17 protein-coding genes and 1 pseudogene are annotated in these 22237 nt (G+C 40.7%); 8 read left to right on the top strand and 10 right to left on the bottom strand.

The window, feature by feature from the left end; all coding sequences use genetic code 11:
- Window positions 1–102 precede the first annotated feature (102 nt).
- From A5N88_RS17015 to A5N88_RS17005, 3 genes are all read left to right on the top strand, one after another.
- Window positions 103–1236 carry an NADH-dependent flavin oxidoreductase gene (locus tag A5N88_RS17015; protein ID WP_066268149.1) on the top strand — a complete coding sequence of 378 codons (1134 nt, stop codon included), beginning with the start codon at window positions 103–105 and terminating at the stop codon, window positions 1234–1236.
- 169 nt (window positions 1237–1405) lie between these two features.
- Window positions 1406–1870, top strand: coding sequence for a YndM family protein (locus tag A5N88_RS17010; RefSeq protein ID WP_066268147.1), 465 nt, complete (start codon window positions 1406–1408; stop codon window positions 1868–1870).
- A 1000-nt stretch (window positions 1871–2870) separates the two neighbouring features.
- The gene (locus A5N88_RS17005) at window positions 2871–4130 is read left to right on the top strand and encodes an ATP-binding protein (RefSeq protein ID WP_066268145.1); all 1260 of its coding nucleotides are present in this window, start codon (window positions 2871–2873) and stop codon (window positions 4128–4130) included.
- 116 nt (window positions 4131–4246) lie between these two features.
- Here the strand turns inward: A5N88_RS17005 and lepB are convergent, their stop codons facing one another.
- The 4 genes from lepB to helD form a co-directional block, all read right to left on the bottom strand.
- Entirely contained in the window at window positions 4247–4786 is a 540-nt protein-coding gene (gene lepB, locus A5N88_RS17000) for a signal peptidase I (RefSeq protein WP_066268143.1), read from the bottom strand.
- Between the two features lie 137 nt (window positions 4787–4923).
- A complete protein-coding gene (gene fosB / locus A5N88_RS16995; RefSeq protein WP_066268139.1) occupies window positions 4924–5349 on the bottom strand; it encodes a metallothiol transferase FosB in 426 nt (141 codons plus the stop codon).
- Window positions 5350–5941: 592 nt separating this feature from the next.
- Complete coding sequence (locus A5N88_RS16990; RefSeq protein ID WP_066268137.1) at window positions 5942–6568, bottom strand: DUF975 family protein; 627 nt, start codon at window positions 6566–6568, stop codon at window positions 5942–5944.
- Between the two features lie 591 nt (window positions 6569–7159).
- Window positions 7160–9499, bottom strand: a complete 2340-nt coding sequence (gene helD, locus A5N88_RS16985; RefSeq protein WP_066268135.1) for an RNA polymerase recycling motor HelD — start codon at window positions 9497–9499, stop codon at window positions 7160–7162.
- A 519-nt stretch (window positions 9500–10018) separates the two neighbouring features.
- On the opposite strand from helD, the gene A5N88_RS16980 reads away from it, so the two are divergent.
- A complete protein-coding gene (locus A5N88_RS16980; protein WP_066268133.1) occupies window positions 10019–10918 on the top strand; it encodes a cation diffusion facilitator family transporter in 900 nt (299 codons plus the stop codon).
- Window positions 10919–11184: 266 nt separating this feature from the next.
- On the opposite strand, the pseudogene A5N88_RS16975 reads toward A5N88_RS16980, so the two are convergent.
- From A5N88_RS16975 to A5N88_RS16960, 4 genes and pseudogenes are all read right to left on the bottom strand, one after another.
- A pseudogene (locus A5N88_RS16975) lies at window positions 11185–12394 on the bottom strand (ammonium transporter).
- A gap of 224 nt (window positions 12395–12618) precedes the next feature.
- On the bottom strand, window positions 12619–13191 hold the full coding sequence (locus tag A5N88_RS16970) for a ferric reductase-like transmembrane domain-containing protein (protein WP_198160311.1): 573 nt from the start codon (window positions 13189–13191) through the stop codon (window positions 12619–12621).
- Between the two features lie 23 nt (window positions 13192–13214).
- A complete protein-coding gene (locus A5N88_RS16965) occupies window positions 13215–13526 on the bottom strand; it encodes a hypothetical protein (protein ID WP_157090700.1) in 312 nt (103 codons plus the stop codon).
- Window positions 13527–13766: 240 nt separating this feature from the next.
- Window positions 13767–14705, bottom strand: coding sequence for an FAD:protein FMN transferase (locus tag A5N88_RS16960; protein WP_066268127.1), 939 nt, complete (start codon window positions 14703–14705; stop codon window positions 13767–13769).
- 248 nt (window positions 14706–14953) lie between these two features.
- On the opposite strand from A5N88_RS16960, the gene A5N88_RS16955 reads away from it, so the two are divergent.
- Both A5N88_RS16955 and A5N88_RS16950 read left to right on the top strand, forming a co-directional pair.
- Window positions 14954–16111, top strand: a complete 1158-nt coding sequence (locus A5N88_RS16955; RefSeq protein WP_066270626.1) for an iron-containing alcohol dehydrogenase — start codon at window positions 14954–14956, stop codon at window positions 16109–16111.
- Between the two features lie 203 nt (window positions 16112–16314).
- On the top strand, window positions 16315–16908 hold the full coding sequence (locus A5N88_RS16950; protein ID WP_066268125.1) for a hypothetical protein: 594 nt from the start codon (window positions 16315–16317) through the stop codon (window positions 16906–16908).
- Window positions 16909–17036: 128 nt separating this feature from the next.
- Here the strand turns inward: A5N88_RS16950 and A5N88_RS16945 are convergent, their stop codons facing one another.
- Together A5N88_RS16945 and A5N88_RS16940 are read right to left on the bottom strand one after the other, a co-directional pair.
- Window positions 17037–18437: an amino acid permease gene (locus A5N88_RS16945; protein ID WP_066268122.1), complete on the bottom strand. Its 1401-nt coding sequence runs from the start codon at window positions 18435–18437 to the stop codon at window positions 17037–17039.
- Window positions 18438–19008: 571 nt separating this feature from the next.
- A complete protein-coding gene (locus A5N88_RS16940) occupies window positions 19009–19482 on the bottom strand; it encodes an NUDIX hydrolase (RefSeq protein WP_066268121.1) in 474 nt (157 codons plus the stop codon).
- Window positions 19483–19648: 166 nt separating this feature from the next.
- Here A5N88_RS16940 and A5N88_RS16935 point away from each other — a divergent pair, with 166 nt between their 5' ends.
- On the top strand, window positions 19649–20401 hold the full coding sequence (locus A5N88_RS16935; protein WP_328006921.1) for an MBL fold metallo-hydrolase: 753 nt from the start codon (window positions 19649–19651) through the stop codon (window positions 20399–20401).
- A gap of 289 nt (window positions 20402–20690) precedes the next feature.
- Window positions 20691–22217 carry an MDR family MFS transporter gene (locus tag A5N88_RS16930; RefSeq protein WP_066268120.1) on the top strand — a complete coding sequence of 509 codons (1527 nt, stop codon included), beginning with the start codon at window positions 20691–20693 and terminating at the stop codon, window positions 22215–22217.
- The last annotated feature ends 20 nt before the right edge of the window (window positions 22218–22237 follow it).

Here is a 22237-nt window from a genome sequence, read left to right as displayed (position 1 = left end):
CAATTACCCCTAAGCAGATAATTTTCCTTTTGGGTTATTTCAATGGATAATATAATTGTTTTTCCGCATCATAAACTAAATCTTCCACAAAGGAGTATTAAAATGAAAAAAGAGCTAACTGCTTTATTTGAACCGCTTTCCTTAAAAAGCGGTGTACAACTAAACAACCGTGTCGTAATGGCCCCTATGACTCACTTCCTTTCCAATGATGATGGCACCATTTCCAATGATGAGTTGCGTTACTATGCACATCGGGCAGAAGGACCTGGCATGATCATTACAGCTTGTGCCAATGTAACACCAAACGGCAAAGCCTTTCCAGGACAACCGGGAGCGGATCGTGATGAGACCATCAGCGGAATGAGAGAACTAGTATCCACCCTCAAATCCCACGGTGCCAAAGCCGTACTTCAAATCCATCATGGCGGCCGTGCCTGCCCTCCTGACCTTGTTCCTAACCATGACGTAGTCGCACCAAGCGCATCCACTACAGAAGGCGGTATTGAAGTTCGCGAATTAAGCACTGATGAAGTGGAAGGTTTGATAAAGGCATTTGGCGAGGCAACCCGACGGGCAATCGAAGCCGGATTTGATGGTGTTGAAATCCATGGTGCCAATGGTTATCTGATTCAGCAGTTCTTCTCTGCCCATACAAATAAAAGAAATGACCGTTTTGGCGGAAGCATCGAAAACCGCTTAGCCTTCCCTTTAGCTATCGTGGATGAAGTGAAAAAGGTCGTTGCAGAGCATGCTAAGTCCCCATTCCTAGTTGGATATAGACTTTCTCCTGAAGAACCTGAAGCCGAAGGAATTACAATGGAGGATACATTTGGTCTTCTTGATGCTTTAACAGAAAAAAACCTTGATTATATTCATATTTCTCTAATGGAATTTTGGTCTAAGCCGCGCAGAGGGACAGAGGATACAAGAAGCCGTATTGAAATTATTTTAGACAGAATCGCCGGACGTGTACCCGTAATCGGTGTGGGGTCTATCTATTCTGCTGAGGATGCAGCGAAAGCTATGACTTCCGGCGTTCCTCTTCTGGCGCTTGCACGCGAACTGATCATTGAACCGCATTGGGTTCAGAAAGTCAAAGAAGGAAAAGAAGAGGAAATCCAAACAGTACTGCATAAAGATGACCAGGAACGACTTGTCATTCCAAACGGGCTGTGGAATGCCATTGTGAATACACCTGGATGGTTTCCCTTCGCAGATGAATCCCAAAACAGATAGATAACTGTATTCTCTTTTAATGGTTTCCTCAGTTACTGAATAGGGCCTCACTTTGAAGGAAACTGCCTTAAAATAAACAATCAGTTCCAAAATAGAAGAAAATATTCACTCAGATGTATGAACTCTCCCTTTTTTACTCAAACTGATTAGAAAAGGGAGGTTATACAAAATGAGACATGTAACTGTTTTAATCATTAAATTTATAGCGTGTACCATTGCGTTTGGAATCGGATTAGACTTGTTTTTTGATGCCGATTATGTAGATATTCTATCCTTTAGCTTGACTGTAACGGTAGCTTCCTATTTGCTTGGAGAGCTTATTGTACTAAAGCACTTCAACAGTAAAGCGGCAGCCATTGCCGATTTTCTTCTGGCCTATATGAGCGTTTGGATATTTGGAAGCATTTTACTGACCAATTACATGCAGATTGCATGGGGCAGCATTATTTCAGCAGTCATTATTACTGGAGCAGAAGTATTGGTTCACCGCTATCTTACCAGCACCGATTCAGCTTATGAATCCAGCCGGACCCCTGCCGCAGGTTTTAACCCGGGAATGGCCTATATCACTGAATTTGCGGAAGACGAGGAATTACCAGATAAGAAGGACCTTAAGAAGGATCCTAAAGAATAATTGGGTGTACCGCTCCGCCTTTAAAAGACTGGCATTCACCCTATTTAAACCGCTTAGCAGCCCAATGGCATGGCAGCGGTTTTTTATTTGCTGTTGGTTTTGGCTCACTTTTTAAAGGCTACCCTAAAAATATCTTTATTTCGAGTTCGAGGCATCAAGCCAAACCGACCTACGGTAATAATAAATGCAATATCGTTAAGAGGTTTCATGCGCCATGATGCGAATCGAGTAGCATGGTGGTCTCTCAAAAATTCTATATTGGAAACTGCTCGTTTTTTAGCTCATTTTACAGTAAAGAAAGGAAGCAAAAGCAAACTTGTTTGCTTTTGCTTCCTTTCTTTACTGTAACCTTTCAGCTGAGCTGAAAGGCGTGTGAAACGGTAGTTTCACACGAATGAGCTAAAAAACAATAGAGTCCCATTAACAAAATGTAATATATTACAACCTATTTACATACCGACAGTCGGTTTATGCAATAAGAATAATTAATACCACCGTCAACATTCTTCGTTTTGATGTTCAACATTATCTTTAACTCTCTCGCAAAAAGACAAATTAAAATGAGTAGAGCTAATAAGGAATAAAGAGAATGATGAAAGGGAAATCAAGCAGTATAAGGCTGCTTGATTTTTATTTTCCGCCAGGATCTCGTTTTTAGCAAACCACTACTCACCGCATAGCCGCGAAACCTTCGCAGACTAGAAAATAACGATTCCGCTATGTCACGCACTTTGCTGCTTCTGTCCTATATGAAAGCTGACAATACTTCTATACTTTCATAAAGGTAAAATCTAGCTTATAATGGAGAAAAAAAGATATTAAGAATTAGGGGATTTTTCCCTTTTTAAAACCACGAAAAGATACCACGAAGACAGGCAGTGTACGGAATTATTCTTTGTACGTAAAGCAACAATTTATGCGAAAACAGCATTTAAAAACTGCCAAGTTGAATTGGTTCCAAATACGACTTTCTTATATAGGGGGATTCCAGAAGATTTATATGATCAAGGAGATATTATTTCAAGTTATTGTTATTATTTTTCCATTACTTTTTCATCACTCTTATATTAAGAAAAAAATCAGCAATATCTTCGCTCAGCGTTTCATTACAGCTGCTGTCTGTTCAATTGTTATTGTCATTTGCATGACCTATCCGGTAGTTATAGGAAAAGGCGGAATTTACGATTTGCGGTCTATCCCTTGGATGCTTTCCATTATGTATGGAGGTGGCTGGGTAGGAATTGCGACAACCATTGTGTTGTGTTCCTTTCGTTATTGGCTCGGCGGTATCGGTATGTACACCGTTTTCATTGTCTATCCACTTACAGCCGTTTTTTTACTATTAACAAACAACTATTTTATTAGGGTAAATCTCGTCAAAAAAATTCAATACGGCATTGCCGTTTCCAGCTTTAATATAGTAGCAATCATTTGTTTAAGCTACGTCTTTATTCCCGATATGAGCTATCAAAGCCTGCCTTTCTTTATTTTCCTGGCTTTTCTCACGGTGCTTACCCTTTGGTGCTATATTTGGATCCGAGAATACATTGATGAACATGATCGTCTTCACCTTGAAGTTCAACGTACGGAAAAAATCCACATTGTTGGGCAGCTGGCGGCAAGCGTGGCACATGAAGTACGCAATCCGCTTACTACCGTAAAAGGGTTCCTGCAGATGCTCAGCCAGGACTCTCATTTATCGTCCGAGCATAAATATTATGTCTCCATCTCCTTAGAGGAAATCAACCGTGCTAATAGCATCATTCAGGATTATCTATCCCTGGCAAAGACAGATGTCCATATCGAGAGGCTGAATATCGCAGAAGAAATACTATTCATCCAGAAATCGGTCAGTTTTTATGCCGCTTTGCACAACGTTCTTCTTAACTTCCATCACCCCGCTTTTAAATTATTCGTAAAAGGCAATCGGGAAAAATTTCGACAGGTGCTGTTAAATCTTATTAAAAACAGTGTAGAAGCAATACAGCAAAAAGGAAAAGGCAAAATTAATGTACGGATATTGAAAAAAGACAAACAAGCTGTCATTGAGATTGAAGATGATGGGATTGGAATGAGCCCTGAGGAATTACAAAGGCTCGGACTGCCCTTTTATTCTACAAAAGAATCTGGAACGGGACTTGGCACAATGGTAAGCTATAAAATTATTGAGTCAATGCACGGGGAAATAAAGGTCATAAGCAAAAAAGGGAAAGGAACCTGCTTTTCCATTCTCCTTCCCCTTGAACCAGGCAGCGAGTAAACTGGCCCCTTAAACAGCGCTCTTTCACTTTAGATAGGATAGGCGGCTTCAACAAAGCAAAAAATAAAAAGGGTTTCTCTTTAATAATAGGAGAACCCTTTTTTTCACTCGATTATTTATTTAGGTTCGCCCACTTCATTTAAAGGCCAGAACCTGAGCTCCACTTTCCCAATAACAGATTTCATCGGAACAAAGCCAAAATAACGGCTGTCATTACTAATTAAACGGTTATCCCCCAAAACGAAGAGATCTCCTTTTGGCACAGTCGTTTTACCCGTCAATTCCTTAAGAGTAAAATCACCTGTCAGTTTCTGCATAGGTGCAAGTTTCTCTCTATTTTTCTTTAAATACGGCTCTGTATAAGCCTTGCCATTAATATAAAGAACGTCATTCTTCATTTCGACTTTATCTCCAGGCATTCCAATAACTCGTTTCACATAATTTTCATTTGCATCCGGAGCATGGAAGACTATTTTATCAAAATGATGGATATCGCCCAGCCTGCTAACAATAATCCGATTTCCATTCTGCAGATTTGGCAACATTGAATCACCTTCGACCACACTCGGAACAAAAATGAACTGTCGAATAATAACGAATATGACCAAGGCTATCAAAATGGATTTAATCCATGAAAGAACTTCTTTTTTATTCACTTAAAATGTTCCTCCTCTTTTCCATGCAATCTACTAATCATCATATCATGAAAGTCTTACCATATCCACTTTGTTTGGGGGTTCACACTTATCAGAAAGCAAAAAGGATCACCTTTATAGAAGGATATGAGCTGTCATTACTCATAAAATTTCATGTGGGGTTTCTTCTGCTTGTAATACTCCATTCTTTCATTCAGGGAGCCAGTATGAAATTCAAATTTATGGCCGTCGGGATCAGTAAAGTAGATTGATTTCCTGTCAAGTACATCCCTTTCTCTACCTTTCAGAATAGTTACCTTTAAAGAAACCAGTTTTTTAACCATTTCATCGTGATCTTCTTCTTTCAAATCAAACGCAATATGCGTATACGAATGATTGATTTCCTTCCTCGGAATTTCTTTTTCCTCGTTTAATGCCAGCCAGAGACCATGCATGTCAAAATAAGCGGTCGATCTTCCTTTCACTAAAAGCTTTGCATTAAAAACATTTTTGTAAAACGCAATCGAACGTTCCAAATCGGAAACCGAAAACAGAAGATGATTAATACTCCCTTTCCAATCCATTTCTCTCCCTCTTTCATATACGGTTGTTTTCGCATAGAGTATTGCTTTACAAACAAATAGATCATTTCGCAGGTTTTCTGTCTTCTTGGCATCTTTTCGTAAGCTATTCACAAGTTTTAATACAGAACCTAATTTTCAATCCTCTTTTTTGGTCATAGCTACAGAGTTTACGATAAGAGCCCTCACAAAAAGATGCCTTACAGGAAGAAAGTCCCTAGCCAAAGCCTATATGATGAAGAAAGTATTTTAATAATCTATGCTGATTTTACACCTATAGATTGAGCGGAAATGAACTAGCGTGATGAACAGAGTGCTACCCCATACCTAAGTAAGAGCCTGGAGTAAGAACTGAATCCAAAGTTGATTGAAGCGAAAGGCACGAGACTCCTGCGGGAAAAGCTGGCATAGGGAGACACCGCAGGAGCTTGCGACGAGGAGGCTCCCGGACGCCCCGCGGAAAGCGAGTGCCTGCAGCGGAAATCAACTAGCAGGTTGAAGGGAGCCTATCGGCTAGCAGATTTTTACGTCTCCTCCCTGCGATAAACCCCTAATACAAAAACAACCCAGCCATTCTGCCGGATTGCCGTCCTTCTTAGTATACTTCTGAATTCTTAATTTTTATATAAAAAACACCCAATGATGTCTTAACATATGGAACTAACCAAATAAGCCCGATTCCCAGTGTCAGCAAACTTAATATAAACCACCCTATGAAGCTGAGAATAAGCAAAAAATACGTCCACTTATGCCCCTTCATGATTCTTCTGCTTTCCGTAATCAACTGATTCGGGGTGTAATCAGGATGGTCTTTATACAGATAATAGGATTGTGAATAAGCAATACTTTTAATGATACCCGGTACGATCAACAGCAAATACCACAGGAATGAATAAATATAAACTAACAGATAAAGCCCAAGCGACTTCAGATAATCCTTGAACTCGGCAGACGGACTGAAAATTTGTTCAAACGATGCAGACCCGCTTCTTGCCAAATATAAAAAGGACCATGTGCATCCAATCGTAAGGGGAGACAATAAAATCGAAACAAAAAAGTTGAATAACTGCCCTTGCGTAGAATCGTTTCCTCCGATGAATTGTTCAATCGCAAATGGCACTCCTTCGCTAAGGACATACGTAAGAAGTGCAACAAGTATTGCCGGCCCCCAATTACCGCGCAATATCTGCCTTGCCTCCCGTTTTATAATTTTAATCTGCATGATAGCATCTCCCTTTCCTTTCACTAATTAAAGAGAAAAACTTATCGAAAATCATGGGTGCACAGGAGAGCTTCTACTTATACCCTTAACCATGTTTACTCTTGCATTCTTCTCATATATTTACAGAGTAAACGATTATGCCCAATTTGTCATTTACTATCATAATGTTGTAGTAACTGTCGAAACAACAAAAGCGCAAGGGGCCTGCTTATCGGCGAAAAGCATATGTCAAGTCGGCTGAAGGTTTGCTATTTAACCTTCTAGACGGCCGGGCTTAAGACTCGAGATGATGGTTAGGAGGTTTGGTTTCTAACCTTCCGACTGTAGCTGAACAAGAAAAATATCCACATGATAAGCATTTTATCATTCCCTAACAAAAAAGCAGCGTCCCCATAGAGACACCACTTTCTCTCATTTTTGATTAGGCTCTTTTCGAATTTTATTGCTATTGGACTCGAAAAATGATTAAAAACTCAGGTTCCGTATTAAATTTTTTTAACAGCTTACAGAAAGATGCCGTGAAGACAGACAATCAATATACGGAATGATCCTTTGTACGTAATGCAACAAACTAAGTAAAAAAGCCTTTGACTAATACTGCCGCAGCTCGTAGTACTCTTCTGGTACATCATCTAGTAAATGTGTCGGCCTTCCCACACTTATGACATACAGGTGATGCATAGCCCTTGTACACATGGTATATAAAAGCGTTCTCTCCGATTCTTCAGTGTACCTCTCCTTCGAGGCATTCAATATCATCACATGATCGAATTCCAGGCCTTTTGCAAGATAAGAAGGAAGAAGAATAATACCTTCTGTTAACTCGGTATTTTTTTCACCCATTAAGGTAATTTCCAGCTTCTCACTCAAATAATTGTATGCTTCTTCGCATTCCTTCATTGATTTTCCGATTATCGCAACCGAACGGCTTTCTTTTGCCAGCTCTTTTGCTTGTTTGGCAATCAGCTCGATTTGTGACGCTTTGTCTGGCACAACAGCCACAATAGGCAGGTCGCCATCTCGTTCAAACAGCTCGATTTCCTCTCCTCCCTTTAAGATTTCTTTTGTAAATCTCGTAATCGGAAGTGTGGAACGATAGCTTTTTTTCAAACGGACTATCTCTGCCCGTTCCTCCCCCATCAATTTCACAATGGAGTCGAGAAGATTCTGTTGGCCAAACCCGTATATCGTCTGGTTAATATCTCCAAGCATTGTAAATTTGCTGAAAGGAAACAAAAACTTAAGATAGGCTAACTGAGCTTCGGAATAATCTTGAATTTCATCAATAAAAACATGCTTCATGGATGTTTGTGATCTTTTTCCTGTAATTAAATCTCCAAGAAAAAGGAAAGGAACGAGATCCTCCATGTAAATCCGCTTTTTCTGCATATATTCTTCCGTATGTTTTATAATTCTGCTCCATTCTTCTGTTTTAAAAGAAAGGAGAGGTTGGTCCATGAAATCAGGAACCTTCTTTAAGAAATCCATGTATTGAGATTTAAGATTTATAAAGCGATAGCGTTTTACCATTCTTTTCAAACGGGCAAAGTGCTGATTCACAATTTCCTTTGCAAGAAACCCTTTCTCTTTATCAAAGGAATCAAAGCGGATACCTTCTTTTTTACTTCCCTTTTGTGAATGGCGGTACGCCTTTAAGTAGTCTTCGCGGTCTAAAAGCTCCATTTCTGCTTCAACCCATTCAGATTTCTCCTGCTCCTTCGCTAACACAGCCAACTTTCTCAATATCTCTTTTGCCACAAGGTTCATCCGGTTTGGCATCGAGTAGGAACTTCCATAAGAATAAAACAGCTCCGCAATCGTTTCCTTCCCAATAAGCGTCTCTCCTCGAAAACGAATGTCCCTGAACATAAGTCCATCGTTCATTACGTTTTCTGCGTAGGACTGAACGGCATTGAAAAAGCTTTTGCTTCCTTTTAATCTGATTGCCTCTTTTCTCCACACTGCTTCAGCCAATTCGTCATTCACCCTATTTTCGAACTGCTCAAACAAGCTTTCCACCTCAAATGCGGGACCAAGACGGGACTGTGCGTAATCAAGAAAAGTGGTTTGCTGCATATTGTTTTCCCCAAGTTCGGGAAGGACCTTTGAAATGTAACTATTAAACAGCTTGTTAGGGGAAAATAAAATAATCTGTTCTGCCTGCAAAGAATCCCTGAAATGGTAAAGCAGAAAAGCAATTCTTTGCAGAGCAGCAGATGTTTTGCCGCTTCCGGCTGCACCTTGAACAAAAAGCAGATTGCTTTTGGCGTCTCTTATGATTCTGTTCTGTTCTTCTTGAATGGTTGATACGATGTTTTTCATATAGGTGTTTGCTTTCTCCCCAAGCATTTCCTGGAGCATCTCATCCCCAATTGTCATGCCTGTATCAAACATCGCTTCGATTTTTCCGCTCCTGATCAAGAACTGTCTTTTAAGCGTCATTTCTCCTTCCCTGAATCCATCAGGTGTTTGATATGAAACAGGCCCCGGTACGCCGTCATAATAAATACTTGATATGGGAGCACGCCAATCATACACAAGATGCTCATCCTTTTCATTGATGAACGAGGCAATCCCTATATAGATTTTTTCTAGAGGTTCGTCCGCTTCTTGAAAATCAATCCTTGCAAAATAAGGGGAATAGGCAAGCCTTCGAAGAGTCTTTACATTCTCCTCAGCATGTCCGTAGCTTCTTTCCCGCTCAGAAAGCAGCTCTGCCTGCTGGCGTATACTTGTATGGGTTTCTGCCACATCGTCAGGCTCATCAAGGTTCACCGTCACATCTTCCCAAAAGTTTTTTCTAATTTCAGTGGCTTCTGCTTTTACCAGCTCTACACTGGCCTTTAAATTCTCTTCCTTTCTCTTTACCTTATCGACGGTGTCGTCCACTCTTTTCTGCTCTTCTATCCATTCATCATGATGAATATCCATAAGAACCCTCCTTAAAGAAACAAAATAGTTGACACCCAGCGTTATTTATGTTAATGTTATATTAGATAAATATATACTTCATTTCACGAACAGTGTCACTCACCTATTTTACCACATCTGCATTCATTCTTCTACCTACAACTCATTATTAACCCCTTGACGCTTTACATACCTTACTTCCCACTTAAATCAATACTCTAAATGTTATGCTTTTTAAGACTATCTTTTGCATAGGTTACTAATTTATGTTTAAGTACAGCTGTTTTTTTCCAAATACCCCTAGATTTAATTGAATGCTCCTATATGATAAGAGCGTTTTTTTTACACACCAATTTTCTATTTTATCCGCCAAAATAAAAACCTTTTTTGCCCGCGCGAAACATTTTTTATTCCCCCTAAGACAATTTCAGTTTCACCAATAGTATTGATAAGTTTAAATTACTTGCTCTAGACCCACACTAATTGGGAATGCTACTATTAAAAAGCACTCATTTTATATAGCATTTAGAGGTGGAATAAATGGAAATAAACCGGGAGTCCATCGCAAAAAGAGTTGCATGGATCAGCGTATGGAGCAACATAGCCCTAACATTAGGAAAAGTCATTCTCGGCTCCTACGGACATAGTGACGCAGTTTTCGCAGACGGGATACACTCAGCGGCTGATGTATTCGCATCTGTCATTGTTGTGCTTGTCATTAAACTGGCAAATAAACCAGCAGACGAGGACCACCCTTACGGACACGGAAAAGCGGAGGTAATTGTATCAGGTATAGTAGGACTTTTACTCTTACTCGTCTCATTATACGTTGTGTACGAGGCTGTTATGGGAATCTTCCATCCGCTTGAAGCACCGACACTTCTCGCCATGTGGGTTGCCTTATTCTCCTTCGTTGCCAAAAAACTTCTTTATAATTACTCTATGAAAGTAGCCAAAAACTATAACAGCAAAGCAATTGAAGCCATCGCATTCGACCACAAAGCAGATATTGTCGCTTCCATCGCAGCAGCCCTCGGGGTTGTCTTATCCATTCTAGGAAGCAAGCTTCATGTCGTTTTCTTATTATATGGAGATAAGCTTGCCAGTATTTTTGTCGCTTACCTTATTTTTAATATCGCAAAAGAGCTTCTATCCAATTCCTTTAACATCTTAATGGAAAGCAACATCGATAACGAACTGATCGAAGAGTTTTCTTCCACCATCTCTTCCTTCCCCGAAGTAAGGCGCATTGACCGCATTCGGGCAAGAGAGCATGGCAATTACATATTGGTCGATATCCGCATTTCGATTGATTATTTTAAAACCATCAAAGAAGGGCATGATTTGGGCCGAAATATCAAGGATGCCCTTATGAAGGAAAACGATCATATCCAGGAGGTTCTGATTCACCTAAATCCCTATTATCCGGATTCCGATTAATCGAAAGCATGACATACAGAAGTACAAACAAGGCTAATGTTTGCAGTCGTATTTCGGAACAAAAACCTGTCCCAACTCGGGGACAGGTTTTTTATTACTTATAAGAGCCACAGAGCCACTGCAATTTAACACTTCACTGCACTAAAGGGGTCAGACCCCTTTAACGCTTTACCATACAAAAGAAATCTACTACTCCCCATTCACTAAAAAAGAGCCTCTTTGCCAATCAGCAAAGCGGCTCACCGTGCACCCCCAAAAATTACCCATTAATCCTGATAAGCTCTCTCCCCATGCAAGATTAAATCCAATCCTACCTTTTCATCCTCTTCATTTACCCTCATCGGCACAAAGACATTTACCACTTTCACCAAAATAAACGTTGCTACACTAACAAAAACTGCCGTAGCCACTATGGCAATAAGCTGTTTTACAAGCAAGCCCGGGTCACCATAAAACAAACCATTCGCTCCTCCCGAATTAACGGAAGTAGTAGCAAAAAGCCCTGTAGCAATCCCTCCCCACGCCCCTCCGATTCCATGTAAACCGAACGCATCGAGAGTATCGTCATATCCAAACCTTGTTTTAAGATACGTTGCACCCCACAAGCAAATGGCCCCTCCAAGAAAACCTATAATCACAGCAGAAAGCGGAGTAACAAATCCACAAGCAGGCGTAATGGCTACAAGCCCGGCAATCGCACCAGACACAGCCCCTACAAGACTCGGTCTTTTTTTAACTACCCACTCAAAAAGTACCCAGCCAATAATCCCGGCTGCCGCCGCTGTATTGGTATTCACAAAAGCCGTCATTGCTACCGAATTCAGCGTTAAAGCACTCCCTACATTAAATCCGTACCAGCCGAACCAGATGAGCGCCCCTCCTATAACCGTCAGCGTTAAATTATGCTGGTGAGATTCTTCCAAATCCTTGCGTTTTCCAAGCATAATAGCCATTACAAGAGCCGTTACCCCTGACGATATATGAACAACATTCCCACCGGCAAAATCCAGTGTCCCCAAATTTCGAAGCCAACCGCCTACACCCCAAACCCAATGGGCAACAGGAGAATAAACCAATAAAGACCAAAGAACAATAAATAGCAGATAGGCCGAAAACCTCATCCTCTCAACGAAGCCTCCCGAAATAATGGCTACCGTTAAAACCGCAAAGGTCAACTGGAACATCATAAATAAATTATGCGGGACAGTGGAGCTGTAATCCGCATTCGGATGAAACCCAACCCCATTAAGTCCCAGCCAATTCAACCCTCCAATAAATGCATTGCCCTTCGTCGAAAAAGCAAGGGAATAACCCGCAGCAATCCACAAAATCGATACAACTGCTATAGCACCAAAGCTATACATTGCTGTACTCAAAACATTTTTCCGTCGGACAAGCCCCCCCATAAAAAAGCGCAATTCCCGGTGTCATCACCCAAACTATCACGGTGGATATAAACATAAATACCGAATCCATCTTTCGTCCCCCTTTTTATGTGAATTTTAATTACATACATTTGTTATATTTTCTATCCTATTATGAAAATACAGTATATTCTATAAACATGTTAGTTTTTCTCACATAATTATTTTTTCCTATAGGCTTTCCATCATTTCACCATAATGTCCAAAGCAGCTGGCAGGAACCAATAAAAAAAGCCAACGACTATTCGCTGACTTGTTCATTCCATCTCATCATAATCATCTTCTTGCTCTCATTCCCATTTCATTCGTTTTCCGCTGACCTCTGTCCATTGCCTTAACCACGAAAAGAAGAACGATAATAGCAGCTGAGGCACCATACACCCACGCTCCCCATCGGGTTGAGCTGTCGGTTCCGATAAAAACTCCATGAAACAACATCAATATCCACGATGGAAACACCCACAAATGAATCCATTTCCAAGTAGATTTTTTCATTTTGGTTATTAAAACATCCGAGGTAAACAGGACTATTACAAAAATGAAAAAGGCAATTGTACCCAACGCAGAAGCCACTGTTTGGTAGCGGGCTGCAAAAGGAACAATAATCTCCAGAATTGTATAAGGCTGATAATGATCGATCAGCAAGACGAGTACATGCCCTAATACCGAAAAAAGTCCTGCCCAGCTTGCAGACATATGGATGAGGTTGAAAAAGCCTTTTTTCTTCTTAAAGACCGACATCCTGCTTAGTATTCCAAAAGCTAATGACATGGAAAAGAAAAAGTATCCCAGAAAGCCTAAAAGCCTAATAATATGCCATGTATCAAATAGCTGAAGGTATTGGGACACATTCAATCCTCTTATCGCTGCTATCATGACCTTCCCGACTGCCTATCAGTAAATCCATTTTGATTAAAATTCTGGCTGCCCTGAGATGGATCAAAGTTCCATTCCGATCCGCCGTCTTGGCCTGCACTGTTGTCACTGTTATTGCTGAACTGGCTATCGCGGCCGGAAAAACCATATGACGCATTATTCTGGTCTTGGTTTTGCTGCTGTTCCTGCTGAGCCCCCGTTTGATTGGCATTTGCCGTTTGAACAGGACTAAATTGACTTAAAACAAAAGCAGAAAAGGCTACACCCGCTGTGCCTACAATCCATTTTGCTTTTTTATTTTGTTTCAATTTATCACACCTCTTGTTTCTCTTATTTTTAAAGGACTTTATTAATATTGCCTGTTGATTTCCGCTGCAGGTAGCTTTTCCTCGCCGCATGCTGCTGCAGGGTCTCTCCTAACACGTCCCCGCAGGAGTCTCGTCCACTCAAATCAACAATGTGATCAGTTTAATAACGGGCTTTAAAAGAGACAAAGACAGTGCCGTGTATTTCCTGCAGGTTGATTTTCACTGCAGCACTCGCCCCCCTTAATGAAAAGCTGATCCCCTGCCAGTTCTTAATTTAGTATTATTTTTTCCTTTATTCCTTGGCACCAATTCTCCATTCGCTTTCAACAATAAGTAATGGACATCAGGCATCTCGTTCTTAAACCATTGTTCTCTTTCTTCTTCCTTTAACAAGAAACACATTTTTGCCGCAACCTCCGCTTCTGCACAATTGGACGCTACCGCTGTTGCTTGTACAATATCAGAATCAAGGACTTTTCCCGTCCGCCCATCAAGCAAATGGTGCTTTTGTTCTTGTTCTGTGCCCTGTGTCCAGCTTCGATACACCCGATTGGAGGTTGCAATACTTGCATTTTTAAAAGTAAACACCCCAGCCTGCCTGCTGCTGTCCCAAGCATCGGAAACACCAATCTTCCATTGTTTTTCCCCATCAGACCAGACTGCCATATCGCCGCCGCCATCTACAAGCCCGTAAACCGCGCCGTGCTCCTGAAGCCACTTTGCAGCCCCTTGCACTGCGTATCCCTTGCCGATACCCCCAAGATCAATCTGCCTCTCTGTTTTTTTGACAACAGTAAAGTCTTCTTTAAATACGTACGGGTTCTCTTCGACAATAAAGGATTCAAGAACTGAGCTTTCCGATGAGGAAAATGGAAAACTCCGGTTATATCCCTGCTGCTCCAATGCTTTTTTTAAATAAGGAGAAAATCGATCTTGTGTTTTAATTCGATACTGATCCGCTGTTCTTAAAACATCATACAAAGGAGGAGAGAGCACAAGTTCTGTTCCTATCGGCGCCCGGTTTAACTGATCAAGCTCATTATTGTTCCTGAACCTTGACCATTCCGCATCTACATAGCGAAGCCAATGATCAACCTGCTCCTCCCAGCCAGGAGTTGTTTGATCTGATACTTCAATATAAAATTCAGTATTCATAAGCTCTGCAGTATAGCTCCCCATTTTTGTCTGCCTCCTAGCCGCCAAGCAGGTTTATTTCCTGATTATAGGATATAGCCCAAAAATTAAATAAGGCTTAAAGCATCTTAAATGATTCCAAAAAGAAGTTGTGCTAAAATTACTCGTTGTACAAATAATAATGTGGAATTGCCCATTTTAACGGGAGCATTATTATTTTTCACAAGAAACCAGCATGCAGATGCTGGGTGCTTACTGTAAAAATCAAAAAACTTATGGAAGAAGGTTTTAAAATGAATTCATTTGTTTTTCATAATCCTACTGAATTGATTTTCGGAAAAGGCCAGCTTGAGAAACTAGGCGACAAAATTGATCAGCTAGGCAATAAGTTTTTGCTCGTTTATGGTGGCGGCAGCATCAAAAAGTCAGGATTATATGACAAACTGCAAGCCATTTTCAACGAAAAAAACGCTGAAGTTGTTGAGCTTTCCGGCGTAGAACCAAATCCTCGTTTGACTACTGTCCAAAAAGGGATTGATCTTATTCACGAAAACGGCCTTGAATGGATTCTGGCTGTTGGCGGAGGAAGCGTTATTGATGCTGCTAAAGCCATGGCAGGCGGAGCTAAATATGATGGAAACGTGTGGGATTTTTATGAAAGAAAAGCTGTTGTAAAGGATGCACTTCCACTCGGTACTGTACTGACTCTTTCTGCAACTGGCTCTGAAATGAACCGCGGTTCTGTTGTAACAAACTGGGAAACGCAGCAAAAGCATGGGGCAGGTATGACTTTTCCAACCTTCTCTATTTTAGATCCGGAAAATACTTTCTCTGTTCCTAAAGACCAAACCATTTACGGAATTTCCGATACATTATCTCATGTGTTTGAGCAATATTTTACCCATACACCTGAAGTGCCTCTTACAACTGGTTTAGCTGAAACAATCATTAAAACCGTTGTAAACAATGCCGAAAAAGCAATCAACAATCCAGAAGACTATGATGCACGCGCTAATTTAATGCTAAGCTCTACAATGGCATTAAATGGCCTTTTGGCAATGGGTGTGGAGACCGACTGGGCTACCCACTCCATTGAGCACGCAGTCAGTGCTGTTTATGACATTCCACATGGCGGCGGCCTTGCGATTATCTTCCCGAACTGGATGAAATATGTGTACAAAGAAGATGTATCCCGCTTTAAACGCTTTGCTGTTGAAGCATGGGATGTAGATCCTGAAGGCAAATCGGATGAAGAAATTGCTTTAGAGGGGATTCAAGCCGTTCGTTCCTTCTTTGACCGTATCGGTGCTCCAAGCCGTTTAGCTGACTACAACATTGGTGACGACAAGCTGGATGTAATGGCGAAAAAAGCACTTCCATTCGGTCCTATCGGCAACTTCAAAAAGCTTAGCGAAGACGATGTACGCGAAATCCTTCGTATGAGCCTTTAATTTCAATTTATATACAAAAAGCTGGTCCTAATTATAGGGCCAGCTTTTTGTGTTTTATCCTACTAATGAACCTGTACCATCCATTTATTCTCTCTTTGCCGGTACTATGGTTTCGTTTTTTGAAAATTCCTTCAGCACTCCCTATAAAATCGATATATGCCCCGAAAATTATATTGAAATAAAAGAACAAGGAGATGAAGTAAATGAAAAAAACAGTATTAAAAGCTGCGGGCTGTGCATTAGCTTTAGGGTTAATCGCTGCACCTTCAATCAATGCTTCTGCATCAACACACGTACATAAGGATGAGACTTGTCAACACATTACAAAAGTAAAAGATATTCATTATATTTCAAAAAAGCTGAACGAAAAAGAAGCTACAAAAGTAGAAGCTAAAAAGCTGGATGTTTTTCTAACTAACAAAGTTAGCATGGAAAATAAAAAGGTACAGGCTCTTACTAAAAAAGTCGATGCTTTTTACGCTAAACCTGAAACCAAAAAAGCTGAAATGGGTGTATACAAAAGCACGCTCGGAAAACTAATGGCTTACAGTCACCAGCTTACAAGCATTCAAAAACAATTAAACGCTGTAACGAAAAAGGATGAAGCAGCTACTGTTACATTGAATAGCGTTACTGCTAAAATGACTTCCCTACAGGATGCTATCAAGTCAGAAATCAAAAAAGTTCAGGATCTTCACAAGCATTTCAAACCTGCACTGAAGAAATTCGAAGATCATAAAAACAAAAACGATCACGATAAAGATTACAACAAAAAAGAAGAGTCACAAGATAACTAATTAACTACACTTTCTTCACTAAACTTTATATAGGCTAGGCTAGGGCCATATAAGCAAAAAACCGGCAGATTTCCTGCCGGTTTTTTTTGCTCTGTATGTTTGTTCTGTTGCTTTATACGAAAAAAGCATTAAATCTTCATTTGTTCTTTTTCTCTCATAATAAAAGGATATAAGATCAACCCAACAACGAACAGGCCAATACCCAAAAAGAAGGTCTTCATATCACTGGTCCCTGTTTTAATGACCCAAATAGAGTAAATCAACGCAAGCACTGTAATAATCCCATCCAGCGCACGGGAACCTTTAATTTGGTCATAGGTTTCTCCTGTGATCACAAGCTTTAATTGATAAACCGCTGAAACCAGGTATGGAATCAGATAGGCGAGTGTTGCAACCACAATAACAAAGTTATAAGCTGTGGAAATGGTTCCGGATATGGTAGAAAATAAAAACAGCTGCGTCATCACATTGGTGATTGTTAATGAATTTTTGGGACTGCCATTCTTGTTTGTTTTTGCAAAGAACTTCGGAAATAATCCTGTTTTAGCCGCCTGATACGGAACCTCAGAGCTTACCACAATCCAGCCGACAGTTGAACCAAATAAAGAAATAAGAGCAAGAATGGCCAGAATATAGGCCCCATTTGAACCAACAACTTCTTTCAGGGCATCCACTAACGGTTTTTGTGAATTCATTAATTGATGCTGGGTAAGTGCACCCATTGTCAGCAGGGTAATACCGATATAAATTAAAATGGAAATGATGAGACCAAGAATCGTTGCTTTCTTTACATCCCCCTGCGATTTGGCACGGTTCGAAAGCATAACAGCTGATTCAATACCGATGAATGCCCAAAGTGTCGCAATAGCTGCTGCATTCACCTGGCCTCCCAATAGCACATGGTGGCCTTTTGCATTTATATAATCATTTGCATTTCCAAAGTTAGCCGCATTAAAAACAAAAACAACAACTACCACAAAAAGCGTAAAACCAATGACTTTTGCTACTGTGGCAAGTAAATTCAAGCTGCCAGCTGCATTAAAGCTTTTTGCCAAAATCCATTGAATCCCCCAGAGCATAACCGTACACACCATAAACGTAATAAATTTGCCGATCTCAAGCTGAAAAGAACCTAACGTAATAAGCACTTTTGTACTTTGCATAACCGGAAAGAACGTAGACAAATAACCCGCAAATGAAATAATAACAGATGCTGTAGCAGACCAGTTTGCTGCCCAGTAGCCCCATGCCATGCTGTACCCTGCCACTTTACCTGATTTGGCAGAAGGCATTAAGGCCTGTGCGTAGCTTTGCGGGCCTGCCTTTAATTCAGGCTTCCGAACAGACAGATTCCCGAACACAAGGGCAATCATGAAAACACCCAGACCTGTAGCAATCCATGCAAGTGTTGATCCCCATGGACTCGAAACCTGAGCCAGATTTGCCGGCAGCATAAAAATTCCGCCTCCAACCATATTTCCAATGACGAAGGTTGTGAGAATCCACAATCCCCATTTTTTGTTGTTCATGATGACTTCACCTTTCTATCAAAACCCTAAGGATATATTTTAAGTATGTGCTGTTTAATATAAATCTATCATACTAAAATCCTTTAGTTTAGTAAAGTGGTAAATTGATGAAGTGATGAAATGTCGTCTTGCTAGGAAGACTCCTTCGTGAAAAAACTAGGGATTATGCAATTGTAATTGTACTGCCAAGCGGCTTATTTGGAGTACAAGAGTTGAACGGTTCGGGCGCAGTGAAGGACTTTTTATGGGGATTTTTCCGTTGATTTGACTTTCATCATCCTTATGAAGGACGGTTCTCTGATTTTTTCTCCGCAATATGTCCTTCATCACCCTTATGAAGGACGGTTCTCTGATTTTTTCTCCGCAATATTCCTTCGTCAACTCTATGAAGCATAAACTAAGCACCTCACCTGACCAAAAACCTAAGTTCCACAGCAAATCCTTTACTCCACTAAAGGGGTCAGACCCCTTCTTCGCTTTAAAGCACTAAACCATATTAGCCCGCCAATGCTGCACACTCCCCCCAAAAAAACACCAGCCTGATTAGCTAGCGGCCGGTGCAATGTTTCTTTTATTTGTCAATGTATGCTGCATTCATTTCACTATCTTCCTGCCATCCAAAGCTGTCAAACGTTCGATTTTGCTGATAGTTTTGTATAGCTCTTCTAATGTAAGGGATCGTATTTTCAGGAAGTTCTTCAAGAGGAAACCAATTTAGCTCATCGCATTTTTCCGGTTCTTTATTCGTCAACTCTCCTGACCATCTTTCCACCGTTACAAAGAAATCTATTCTTTCTTCCTTTGATTTTCGATGCATGGTTTGAATGACATGGACATCTTCCTTTTGAATGATCATCCCCGCTTCCTCATAGGCCTCTCGGCATGCCGCCTCTGCAACCTCTTCATTCCCGTCCAAATGCCCGGCCACCACGCTATAATTACCATCCTCATAGCCAGTATTGTACCGTCTTAGCAGTAAAATTTCATTTTTTTCATTTAATATAAAAAGATGCACCGCTGCCACAAACTTAAACCTTTCTCCCATCTCTCTTCCCCCTGCTCCACTACCATTTTACATTTCACTTCATTAATACTTTACAAGGTAAAATAGTTGTACAATAGCCTCATTTTATATTAATGTAACAAATAGAGGCTACCCTGCCTAGCATTTAAAATATGAAAAGGGAGGTGTGCTGAAGCGATTTTAAGCTTTGGCAAAAACCATGAAAATTAAAAACGGAATCGAAGCTCTTGAACTCTCCATGAATGTAATGGGAAACGTAAGCAAAATTTGCCCCACTTTACTTTGGGATGAAAACGAAGCAATTTTAGTAGATACAGGAACCCCTGGACTGCTGCCAGCCATTCGTGAAGCCTTTGAAGAAGCAGGTGTACCCTTCCATAAGCTAAGCAAGGTCATCCTTACCCATCAGGATTTTGACCATATTGGAAGCCTTCCGGAGCTTTTAAAAGAATTCGACGGCCCTATTGAGGTATTGGCACATAAAGAAGACAAGCCATACATTGAAGGGGATAAGCCATTTATTAAAATGAACAAAGAAATGATGCTCAAAAGAATCGAAGCACTACCTACTGAGCAGCGTGAACAATTCCTTTCCATGCTGGAGATGGATATCACTTCAAAGGTGGATACAACTGTTGAAGATGGACAATACCTTCCATACGGAGGAGGAATTACCGTTATTTTCACCCCTGGCCATACACCTGGACATATCAGCTTATATCACCATGACAGCAAAACCCTCATTACCGGGGATGCAATCGTAGCGGATAACGGAAAGCTTCTAGGTCCAAATCCTCCTGTTACACCGGATTTAAACCAGGCTTACGAGTCTCTTAAAAAATTTACTTCCCATGATATTGAAACGGTCATTTGCTATCACGGCGGAGTATGCACCGACAATATAAAAGAACAGCTGGAAAAGCTTGCAGAAAGTAAATAATGCTTTCAAAAGGAGAGAGGATGCATTGGCCTCTCTCCTTTTCTTTCTTTTTAACTATACGAGCGAAACAAAATGCTCACAAACAACGTTTGATTGATTTCTGAAAGTTGGCACGACGACTAAAAGAAATCTCAATTATCCACATGTACGAAACGAAAGAAGTTATGCTAAGACCGCCTGATTTAAATTGTAAACGAGTATGGGCTGCCGTATAATTACTTGGGAGTACTGAAATTATTTCTTATTTTTGTATTTATTTTACTTTTAAAAAAGAGAAAGGGGAAATCAAATGCTTGATAAAAAAAGCAACATTAAATTGGTGGTCGCCGGGCTCCTGCTCGGGATTTTCATGGCAGCCATCGATAATACCATTGTGGCCACAGCAATGGGGACCATCGTGTCAAAGCTTGGCGGCATTGATCAGTTTGTTTGGGTAACCTCTGCCTATATGGTTGCATCCATGGCCGGGATGCCAATTTTCGGAAAGCTTTCAGATATGTACGGCAGAAAGCGATTCTTTGTATTTGGCTTATGTGTCTTCCTGATTGGTTCAGCTCTGTGCGGACTTGCTAACAGCATCGTCCAGCTTAGTATTTTCCGGGCTATCCAGGGAATTGGCGGAGGCGCTCTTATGCCGATTGCGTTCACCATTATTTTTGATGTCTTCCCTCCGGAAAACCGTGGAAAAATGACAGGTCTGCTTGGTGCTGTTTTTGGAGCATCCAGTGTAATCGGGCCATTGCTCGGTTCTTATATAACAGAATATATCAGCTGGCACTGGGTCTTCTATATTAATGTGCCAATCGGCATTGTTTCATTTCTGCTTGTATTTCGTAATTACAAGGAATCCCTCCAGCATTCGAAACAGCAAATTGACTGGGGAGGCGCCATCACCCTGGTTATCTCGGTTATCAGCCTAATGTTTGCTTTAGAGCTGGGCGGTGATAAGTATGCATGGAATTCCGTTCAGATTATCGGACTTTTTGTGATTTTCGCCGTTTTTTTGGTTACCTTCTTTATTTTGGAGAAATATGCAAAAGAACCAATTCTTCCTTTGTGGCTCTTTAAACGCCGGCTATTTGCCTCATCGCAGATTCTTGCCTTTTTGTATGGCGGCACCTTTATTATTTTAACCGTGTATATACCTATATTTGTTCAAGCCGTTTATGGCGGAGCTGCAACAAACGCAGGCCTCATTTTAACACCGATGATGCTGGGATCTGTTGCCGGAAGTGCCTCAGGCGGTATTTTCCAAACCAAAACAAGCTACAGAAATTTAATGATTATCTCTGTCATTGCTTATTTTATCGGAATGTACTCGTTAAGCACTTTAACACCTGATACGGCAAGAATTCTTTTGACCCTTTTCATGATTATTGTGGGATATGGGATGGGATTTTCCTTTTCCCTGCTTCCAACTGCCTCTATCCATAATCTTGAACCGCGGTTCCGCGGGATTGCCAACTCCACCAATGCGTTTCTCCGTACATTGGGAATGACGCTGGGTGTCACGATCTTTGGCTCCATTCAAAATAAGCTTTTGACCAGCAAGCTGAAGGATGCCTTTGCAGGAATGCAAAATAACGGACAATTCCATATGGATCAAAACAGTTTAAGAAACCTGTTCCAATCAAGTGAACGTTCAAAAATACCTGGTTTCATATTAGATAAAATTGTGAATGCGATGTCTTCATCCATTACACATATCTTCCTCTACGCGCTTATTCCAATCGTTATCGCTGCAATAACAGTTGCTGTTATGGGAAATGCACGAGTTAAAACAGCGCAAAAACAAAAAAACAACGCACAGGCGTAACCTTATTAGAAAAGCGCAGG

It is taken from the genome of Heyndrickxia acidicola, assembly GCF_001636425.1.
GTDB classification, from domain to species: Bacteria; Bacillota; Bacilli; order Bacillales; family Bacillaceae_C; genus Bacillus_AE; species Bacillus_AE acidicola.
The sequence above is the reverse complement of the archived record's forward strand: the minus strand, read 5'-3'. Positions and strand labels throughout refer to the sequence as shown.